The sequence below is a fragment of the Photobacterium sp. SP02 genome, from assembly GCF_038519165.1.
GTDB classification, from domain to species: domain Bacteria; phylum Pseudomonadota; class Gammaproteobacteria; order Enterobacterales; family Vibrionaceae; genus Photobacterium; species Photobacterium halotolerans.
In genome coordinates this window covers 40,857-50,941 of the sequence record NZ_JASJOJ010000033.1, presented here as the reverse complement: position 1 = coordinate 50,941, position 10,085 = coordinate 40,857, and the positions used below count along the sequence as shown (strand labels likewise).

General features: G+C 42.8%; 7 protein-coding genes. All 7 read right to left on the bottom strand.

The genetic code is table 11. The features are described 5' to 3' along the window. Window positions 1–98: 98 nt before the first annotated feature. Window positions 99–1,202, bottom strand: coding sequence for an ABC transporter ATP-binding protein (locus tag P0Y67_RS14480; RefSeq protein ID WP_342392437.1), 1,104 nt, complete (start codon window positions 1,200–1,202; stop codon window positions 99–101). A gap of 5 nt (window positions 1,203–1,207) precedes the next feature. Further along, the gene (locus tag P0Y67_RS14475; protein ID WP_161458743.1) at window positions 1,208–2,065 is read right to left on the bottom strand and encodes a carbohydrate ABC transporter permease; all 858 of its coding nucleotides are present in this window, start codon (window positions 2,063–2,065) and stop codon (window positions 1,208–1,210) included. Next, the gene (locus P0Y67_RS14470) at window positions 2,062–2,982 is read right to left on the bottom strand and encodes a carbohydrate ABC transporter permease (protein ID WP_342392436.1); all 921 of its coding nucleotides are present in this window, start codon (window positions 2,980–2,982) and stop codon (window positions 2,062–2,064) included. Before P0Y67_RS14470 ends, P0Y67_RS14475 begins: the two co-directional genes overlap by 4 nt. A gap of 142 nt (window positions 2,983–3,124) precedes the next feature. Then, window positions 3,125–4,345, bottom strand: coding sequence for an ABC transporter substrate-binding protein (locus P0Y67_RS14465; RefSeq protein WP_446728838.1), 1,221 nt, complete (start codon window positions 4,343–4,345; stop codon window positions 3,125–3,127). 714 nt (window positions 4,346–5,059) lie between these two features. Further along, window positions 5,060–6,238 (bottom strand): hypothetical protein, encoded by a 1,179-nt coding sequence (locus tag P0Y67_RS14460; protein WP_342392434.1) that lies wholly within the window; start codon window positions 6,236–6,238, stop codon window positions 5,060–5,062. Further along, window positions 6,231–6,686, bottom strand: coding sequence for a response regulator (locus P0Y67_RS14455; RefSeq protein ID WP_342392433.1), 456 nt, complete (start codon window positions 6,684–6,686; stop codon window positions 6,231–6,233). The genes P0Y67_RS14460 and P0Y67_RS14455 overlap by 8 nt, the downstream gene beginning before the upstream one ends. Then, entirely contained in the window at window positions 6,683–10,042 is a 3,360-nt protein-coding gene (locus P0Y67_RS14450; protein ID WP_342392432.1) for a hypothetical protein, read from the bottom strand. The genes P0Y67_RS14455 and P0Y67_RS14450 overlap by 4 nt, the downstream gene beginning before the upstream one ends. Between the last annotated feature and the right edge of the window lie 43 nt (window positions 10,043–10,085).

The following is a 10,085-nucleotide window of genomic DNA, read 5'->3' as shown; positions in this document are numbered from 1 at the left end:
ACTGCCAGCGAACCTGCCAATAGAACCTGAAAGACAACACCCCATCCGAAAAAATACCACTGGGCGGCAAAACAGCTCGAGTGAGCCTTCCCCAAAAATCAGATAATACGTTGCTGGGATTGCGCGTCGAAAAACACCGCTTTTGACAGATCGATGTGGAAATGCATGGTTTCGCCGACCTTAGCCTCATAGTCCGGTGAAATGCGGCACGCCACTTCCTGACCGTTCATGGTGACCATAGCAATGGTGTCCGGGCCTGTCGGTTCCAGCACATCCACGGTCAGCGGTAGCGTGGTGCAGCCCTCGCCTTCCACCAGCTGCTCAGTGATGTTTTCCGGACGCAGCCCGATCACAATCGACTGACCATCGCGTTCACGCAGCGCGGCGGGCAGGGCAAGCAGGTGCGGCTCTCCTGCGACTGTCACGCTGGCAACCGGCTTGTCCTGGGCATCGAGATCCACTCTGGCCTGAATAAAGTTCATTGACGGCGAGCCCATGAAACCGGCGACAAACATGTTATTGGGCTGGTTGTAGATTTCTTTGGGGGTGCCCAGCTGCTGCAGTTCGCCGTCTTTCATCACCGCGATGCGATCGGCCAGGGTCATGGCTTCTATCTGATCGTGGGTCACATACACGATAGTGGTGCCCAGTTGCTGGTGCAGACGTTTGATCTGGGTGCGCATTTCAACCCGCAGCTTGGCGTCCAGGTTCGACAACGGCTCATCGAACAGATACAGCTTAGGCTGACGCGCCAGTGCCCGTCCCATTGCGACACGCTGACGCTGGCCGCCTGACAGCTGCGCCGGTTTGCGATCCAGCAGGTGATCGATCTGCAGCATAGCGGCGACCCGATCCACTTCCTGCGCAATTCTGGCCTTGTCCAGCTTGCGGATTTTGAGACCAAAAGCGATGTTGTCCCGCACCGTCATATTGGGATACAGGGCATACGACTGAAACACCATGGCGATATCACGATCTTTCGGTTCCACCTGGGCGACATCGACACCATCAATCAGAATCTCGCCGGAGGAGATGTCTTCCAGCCCGGCGATGGTATTCATCAGGGTGGATTTGCCACAGCCGGAAGGGCCGACCAGGATCAGGAATTCACCTGAATCAATGCTGATATCAATCCCCTTCAGGGTCTCAATCTCGGCGTTGCGGTACGTTTTACGAATCTGTTTTAACGCGAGTGTAGCCATGCTTGTTATCCTTTCACTGATCCCGCGGTCAGACCGCGGACAAAATACTTCCCTGCCAGCACGTACACCAGAAGCGTTGGCAATGCGGCAATAATGGCGGCGGCCATGTCGACGTTGTACTCTTTCACCCCGGTGCTGGTATTGACCAGGTTATTGAGCGCCACCGTGATCGGCTGGGTTTCTGCGCCGGAATACACCACGCCGAACAGGAAATCGTTCCAGATAGCGGTGAACTGCCAGATCACTGTCACCATGAAGATAGGCGTCGACAGCGGCAGCAGAATCCGGAAGAAAATGGTAAAGAAACCGGCTCCGTCCAGCTTGGCGGCTTTAACCAGCTCATCGGGCACGCCAACATAAAAGTTACGGAAAAACAGTGTGGTAAAGGCCAGACCGTAAATCACGTGCACCGTCACCAGACCGGCTGTGGTGTTGGCCAGCCCCAGCATGCCCAGCAAGGCAGCCATGGGTAACAAAATGACCTGAAACGGAATAAAGCAGCCGAACAGCAGCAAACTGAAGAACAGCTGAGAGCCCCGGAAACGCCACTTGCTGATCACATAGCCGTTAAAGGCCCCCAGCAAAGTCGAAATCGCCACCGCCGGGATCACCATCTGGAAAGAATTCCAGAAATAGCCTTTGATACCGTCGCAGCTCACGCCGGTACAGGCACCGGACCAGGCTTTATGCCAGGCATAGCCCACCCATTCCTGCGGCAAAGACATCAGATTGCCGCTTTTGATATCGGGCAGGGTCTTGAACGAAGTAATCACCATCACAAACAGCGGCATCAGGTACACGACGCAGAAAAAAAGCAGCCCGCTGTAAATCGCCATCCGGCCCAGAGTGAAATGCTTATTCATGATTTCTTCTCCCGCAATTCGGAATAGAGATAAGGCACCAGAATGGCCAGCACGCCAGCCAGCATCATGATGGCACTCGCCGCACCCAGACCAACCTGTCCACGGGTAAAGGAGTGCGCGTACATAAAGAGCGCAGGCAAATCGGAGGAATAGCCCGGACCGCCCGCGGTGAGCGCGGTGACCAGATCAAAGCTTTTAATGGCAATGTGCGAAGTGATAATCACGGCACTGAAAAAGACCGGACGCAGGCACGGCAGGACAATTTTCCAGTAAATGACAGGCATGCTGGCGCCGTCGATCTGGGCCGCTTTGATGATCGATGAATCGATACCGCGCAGCCCCGCCAGGAACATCGCCATGACAAACCCCGACGACTGCCACACCGCGGCGATCACCAGGGTGTAAATCGACATGTCCTGATCCACCAGCCAGTTGAATTCAAAGCCGGTAAATCCCCAGTCATGCATCAGTTTTTCGATCCCCAGGCCGGGGTTCAGAATCCACTTCCAGGCTGTACCGGTCACAATGAAGGACAGCGCCATGGGATAGAGATAAATAGTCCGGATTGCGCCTTCCTGGCGGATATTCTGATCCAGCAAAATCGCCAGACCAACCCCCAGTACAATCGCAATCAGCATAAACATCAGGCCAAAAATACCAAGATTGGTCACCGAGGTGATCCAGCGGTCGTTGTCCATCAGCTTCTCGTATTGCATCAGACCGGCAAAATTAAAGCTGGGCAGAAAGCGCGAGTTGGTCAGCGACAAATAAAATGTCCAAAACATAAAGCCATAAATACAGATCACAGTGACCAGCATGGTCGGCGCCAGCACGATTTTCGGCAGCCATTTCTGTAATCTGTCCGCCAGGCTGGGCCGGGCCGCTTTCTGTTTGGTGAGCGACAAGGTTTGCTCCATAGTGCGTCCTTGATTCTGGTTGCGTCTCAATGATCACCTCTCAGGCACACGCGTGCCCCGGCATGAATCGTCATATTCATTTGCCGCAGAGGTAAAAAAGCGTGGGTGAATCGACGGACTGAACCTCAGCCCGCCGACAGGGTTACATGGCTGCTTTTACTGCACGAGCCAGCTGTTGCGCGGCTTGTTTCGGATCGGCAGATGTATCGTTGAAGAAGTTGGTCACCACATCATAAACCGCACCCTGCACATAGCTGGTCGTGGCCAGGCCGTGGGCCATACTCGGGACCAGATCGCCCGTTTGCGCCGAGGCTTTGAAGGTGGCCATTGAATCCAGCGCACACTTGTCGAACTTGTCCATGTTCATGTCCAGTCGCACAGGGATCGACCCTTTATTGAGGTTAAACACTTCCTGGAAGTCTTTATTCAAAATGGTTTTGGCCAGATGTTTCTGCGCCTGCTCGTTGTCTTTGTTGCTCAGTTTGAAGAAGGCAAAGCTGTCAATGTTGAAAGTAAACTGGTTTGCTGTGCCCGGCGCTGGCGCGCAGATGTAATCTTTACCCGGCTGTTTACCCGCCGCGGCAAATTCACCTTTCGCCCAGTCACCCATGATCTGCATGGCAGCGTCGCCATTGATCACCATAGAGGTGGCGATATTCCAGTCACGACCCGGCGAGTTATCGTCAATGTAGTCATGCATACGCTGGAAAGTCGCAAAGGTTTCGACCATTTTCGGACCGGACAGCACGTCCATATCCAGATCAACGAACGCTTTGTTATAGTCCTGCGAACCTAAGATATCCAGCGCGATAGCTTCAAACAGGGTCGCGTCCTGCCAAGGCTGGCCGCCGTGCGCCAGAGGAATAAAGCCCGCCGCTTTTATCTTCTCGGCCGCAGCAAAAAACTCGTCCATGTTGGCAGGCACTGTCGCACCGGCTTTCTTGAACACTTCAGGGTTGGCCCACAGCCAGTTCACCCGGTGCACGTTCACCGGCACGGCCACATAGTCACCGTTATATTTCATGACTTTAGTCACCACCGCTGGCAGCACCTTATCCCATTGACCGGCTTCTGCCACATCATCCAGTGAAGTCAGAAAGCCCAGATCGCCCCACTCCTGAATATCATGACCTTTGATTTGCGCCGCAGAGGGCGGGTTGCCCGACACGGCACGGGTTTTCAGTACTGTCATCGCACTTTCACCGCCGCCACCGGCCACAGCGAAGTCTTTCCAGCTGTCGCCCTGCTTTTCCAGCATTTGTTTCAGCACAGCGGCCGATTTGGCCTCACCGCCAGATGTCCACCAGTGCAGCACTTCCACTTCACCGGCATTGGCGACAGAACTGGCTGCCGCGAATGTCATAGCGATCAGCGATTTTTTCAGAGTAAAGGTACCTTGCTTTGTCATTATTATGCTCTTCCTTGTTTATCAGGGATATGACCGGCGTGTAGGGTACAGAGCGCCGGTTGTTTAGAGTCTACCCAAGCAAGGAAATGGCACTGTAACAAAAGGAAACCAGAACGTAACACACGCGTAACATTTGGCTGTGTTTGATTATTTATCAGGTAGTTAGGGTGTTAAATAGATGCTAAAAAGTGTGATGTCAGTAGGGGGATGCGTGAGCGTTTTCAGTAAGGCTGCAGGTATGTCGCGCTTGAGATTGGTGCATCTCTTGGCATGGTGTGATGCGCGCCAGACACTCTTTGTCGGGCCAAAGAGTGCCCAGAAAACCCTTTTGGTTCTCTGGTGTTGTCCGGGACGGTTGTAGCCGCTCCCGGCGCCGACAACCTAAAAATTCGTCCTGAATTTTTCCCTGGGGGAATGGATTATTTTGATTTAGCGCAGACGATAAACAAGCGATTTCAGGTAAAGCAGAAGGTATGTCGCGCTTGAGTTTGGTGCCTCTCTCGGCATTGTGTGACGCGCGCCAGACACTCTTTGTTGGGCCAAAGAGTGCCCAGAAAAGCCCTTTTGGTTCTCTGGTGTGGCCCGGGACGGTTGTAGGCGCTCCCGGCGCCGACAACCTAAAAATTCGTCCTGAATTTTTCCCTGGGGTTATATGATATTGCTACCCCCCTAAATTAAGAAATACACAGCAACAGCTATAAGTAATAGAGGATAAAAAACCTTAAAATGAGAGGAGATTCTCGCAAAAAGAGATAATAATTCTTGGATAAAGCCTATCTTTATTTCTTCATCATTAGATACTACTTCACCTTTAAAGATCGGCAACCAGTATTTCTTTATGAACTCACCGTCACGATTAAAAAACATACTATGACCACCGCTAAAGAATCGATTTGTTACCTTACTTGAGCTGAGCCCTCTAAAACCAGTCAACCCGGCCATACCTGTTCCTAGTACAACAGCTTCGCTAAATAATAGAGGAACATCTTTAACTGCACAGTCATTCACAATAGTTATGTGTTTTAAATGATTTAATTTGGAAAAATCGTAATCCTGATCTAACACACTACCACTTAAGACAATACACTTAATGCAACTTAGATCCATATCACCTTTAATATTTTCAAGTGCTTTTACAGTTAAATATGTACCAAAACTATGTGAGAAAAATAAAACCTCTTTTGCTTTATTATTTTTTAACCAATCAATAAGATCGTGCTCTAACCTATTAACTATTTTCTTTCTTAGTGAAGGGAACAAGAAAGTAAAAAAATCTATACCTGTAAATTTAAATCCAAGATGCTCAATATCCTTTCCATCATTATCTTTCTTTACTCCAGAAAAAAGAAATTCTTGCCATGAGCCAAAGGTTCTTATTCCATGAACTGTAACAACGGCATAATCTTTTTCCACTTTTCTCGTTATATTGCTACGATAAATTGCATATCTAATTGCCTCTTTCTTACTGTTCAACCATGATATATCACTGGACTTAGCATAATCCAGTGAAAATCCAATATCACTAAACTCTCTTTCCTTTTCCTCTAAGCTTTCTTTTAGTGCCGTGTATCCAATTATTTTTTCAGGAGGTTCGACCCTTCCTCTTGAGATATCATTAAGTATCTTAACTCCTCCCCAATCATCAATTTCGCTTCCTCCATCAAAGTTAGGGAGTGCCATATCTAAGAAAACCACACTATATGTAATCTTTCGTAGTAGAGTTCGAGCATGCTTTATCGAAAAAGATGCATCTATTTGTTCATCATCCAAGTCGAAAGTTTCCGAGAGAGTCTTTTTTATTAAAGTAAGCCGAGATTTATCATCATCAACAATTAGCAACTTAGGCATTAATAACAAACTCCTTCAGCTTTTCCTTCCATTGTGACCCTGAGTGCTCATAAAAAATGGCACCCTTAAAACTATCAGGGTATTTTTCTTTGGCAATTTCATTAATTTTGTGCAAGCTCATACTATTATCTGCCGTAGATAGAGATTCATATTGAGTCAAAAATACAAATTTTACATCTATATTCCTCCTCGATATTTGTCGAGCGATATCTAGGCCAGCCAATGCACGAAAATCATTATTTAACTCATCTTGATTCTGATCAAAAGTTGGCAAACTCATATCAATAATAGCGAGTTCATACGCACCTGATGCCAAGGATCTTACAGCAGAAGAGTATGAGACAACTACATCTACGTTATTACAAGAAAGATCTGATTTTAAATAATATAAAACACTTTTGCTTTTGTAATCACCATCTTCAACTAATAATATCTTCCTATTGTTCATAACATAACCTTCTGATAAAAAATGTTGTCATCCAAATCAATTTCAAAATTAAATCTTGGAGAGCTATCCACTAAATATCTATATATCTTGTATAAACCTGTACCACCTTCGCTAACTAACTTTTCGTAGTTAGAATCCGGACTAAATTTTTTAACCTTATCAATGTAATTATTACTTATAATATAATCTTTCTTACTGTCATTTATCTCATTACTTATTACAATATTAGTTCTATCATGTAATGCTATACTAATTGTTGTTTGACTTGAATTATTACCATGAGATAAACAGTTCTGATAAATAGAAATCAATGCCCTCACAACGCCCAAAGCTTCAACAGAAGACAGAAAAGTATTATCTGGACCAATGTTAATTTGACTTCTATCAATATTAATAACCTGAGGATTATAAATCGCTGATATTGATTCAATAGATGAAGATAGAATATCAGTCATGAGAAATTCTCCCTCAATTAGAACATTTGGCCTAACGAACCAAGATTCCACTTGTGATATCTCTTCTACTATATGAACTTTTGCACTGGATAGTTGTTCTGTCAATTTAGTTAACACTAACCCTGTAGAGTTCAGCTTGTTTTTTAACTCATCAATAATAGCAACAAACTTAATTTTGAGTACTTCATTAAGCTTATTGCAAATATCAGTAAAGTGCTTATCAAGCTCTGACCAGATATACTCTTCCAAAACTAAAATCAACTCTCTAGCCTCTAAATCAGTAATATTTTCTGGATCTGAAAAACTAAATCCGTCTAACTTCAAGCTAACAAAGCTACCAAATCTATCTAGATTATCTTGGCTAAGTGAAAAATTAAATATAGCTTTCTCATTACTTCTAACCTCTGAAATCGTAGGCCAAGAGTTCGCTTCTTCTATTAAATCATCAATCTCTTTTGAGAATGATTTCAGACAACCATCAACATAGTTAACAAAATCATCGTTGGCGATATTTTCTAAGTAATTACGCCAATATAAATTTGGTTCGTATTCGCCCTCTAAACCCACTACAGTTACTAAGTTAAGTCCCTCAAAAACACTTCTAAGTTTGTTTGGTAGTACACCATGGCGAATTTCAGAACTGAGCGAACGCGCTAATCCAAAGTTACTATCAGTTATAAAATCCTTGACTACTTTTTCATAAAGATTTTCATAAATGTATGTTCTTATGTTCTTCTTCTTGTTTTTAGAGTCTTCTTCATTAGAAACATCATCAAAGAACGTCTCGACAATCGACTCATCAATATCTTTGATCATATTAATATTTTCAAACTTAACTCGATACTCGTTTAGATTACTTTTTATGATTCCATCGACGTCTACATAAATCTTATTCTTATCATGTTGCAATGTTAATGAGTGGGAGAGGATTTCTGCTAATATACGTTTCTCTTCTTCTTGTAATAAGTAATTTTCACTTTTAACATTAATTAAGTTTCGTACTATTTTCAACCTTTCTAAAATTAATTCCTTACCACTGGTAAAACTCAACAAATCACTCATTATTTCAGTGCTACAAACTTCAGAAAAGAAATAAAAATATCTTTCATCATCAAGGTCAACTGAAGAAAATAGCTCACTTGGTTTATTTGTGTTATTGTCAATTAGAAAGTCTTCGAGCATCTCTGAAACATTGACTTTATAGTTAGAGTCTCTAACTATGGAGTATAGATATACACATATCAAAGATGAAACAGAATTAGCAAATTTAGGTAAATATTCAATTCGATTAACAATTTCCTTGAGTGGATAAAGAATCACATTGTATGTATCTTTTATACACTCCCTAGATATTATCTCTATAACCTTTTCTGTCATTTCAGACTCTAGATACATTCCACATTTCAAGAAATTAAATTCAGAAGGAGTTATATCATCAAATTTATCTAGATTTTTTAACACTCCCTCTATTTCTTCTTCCGTTATATTACCTCTCTCTATTAATGATTGAGCCTCATATCTCGCCTTTCTGCTATCAGATAAAAAATCAAACTTATCATTTATAGAAAAATTAAACTTAGTATCGCTTTCAAAAATCACACTTTTATGCCTAGGAGTAATAGCAAAGCCTAGAGCATATGCTTCACTGCATGATTCTATATACGACTCTTTATTAACAAATGGGTATGAAGAGTAAATGGATGGTCTTAAAGATTTAAATAAATCTAGTGTATAATATCTAAAATTAATTTCTTCAATCGATTTTAAGATTGTATTATATCGAGAAGGTGTACTATGTAACACACATATCTGAGTCACGATACTTTCTTCAAGCTTTCCGGAAAATATACTTGAATCAATATCTCCATCATCTCCATATAAGTGTAAAATCGATTTAGCCTTTATATCTAGATAACTTAAATCTCTGTCAACATTACTTGATGTCCCATTAATCACTTCTTGATATTTACCTTGGCTATACAAATCAATCAAGTGTCTTCTATCTTCATTCGAATCCACCTCGCTATTTATTTCCCCATTAATAATATCTTCGATCCTTAGCCAATAATCATCATCAGTTGCATTATAAATATAATTAATAAACCTTATGTAAAGCTCATGCTTTTCTGATTTATTATTTTTAATTGCATAGTCGAAAAATAGCTTTTTAAATAGAACATACTTATCTAATGGGTTTAGAATCTCCGCGATTTCTATCGCCTCGTCTATTTCTCTATCAACATCGTATATTCTTGGCATAATCAGAGTTGAAAGCATATCAACATATCCTGAAAAGCTATTGTTTCTATATTCCTTCTGAATATCTGAGAAATAATTCTTTAAAAAAGCATCAATACTAGATGAAGAGTGTTTATAGAACAGATAAGTAAGTAACTTTATTTCATTCTCTGACACACTTATAGAATTAATATAATTCAGTATATCTTTTGGGGTTTTCAAGTCATGTTTTAATGAAATTCTAGCGTCTACTGCCCAAAATGTATTTCCATATTTATTATTAACTTCATCGATCAGTTCTACACATCTATCATGCTCACCTCTGATGAGACAGTTTTCTATCTCTGATTTTGCTTTTTCAAATCCATAAATAATTTCCTTGTTTTTATTAAAATAAGCAACTAATGAAAATAAAACAAATTCCGTACCAAGGTAGACGAAGTTATTAGATCCATTAGTAAAAACTTTCTTGTTATCTGGAGTTATAAGCTTATCAAACTGAGGAACACTTCCTGACGCTAGTGCAATGTTTACTATTGAATCACTAGGTAACCCAAAGATCTTATGTCGCAACTTCTCAAGGTGATACTTCTTTGTTTTCTTGCCATTACCTGACCTCAAGGCTTCCTTGATGACTCCTGAGAATCTTGTGTGCTTTGCCATAACTACCTAGTCCTTTCTGAAATCTCATCTATTTTTTATTGCG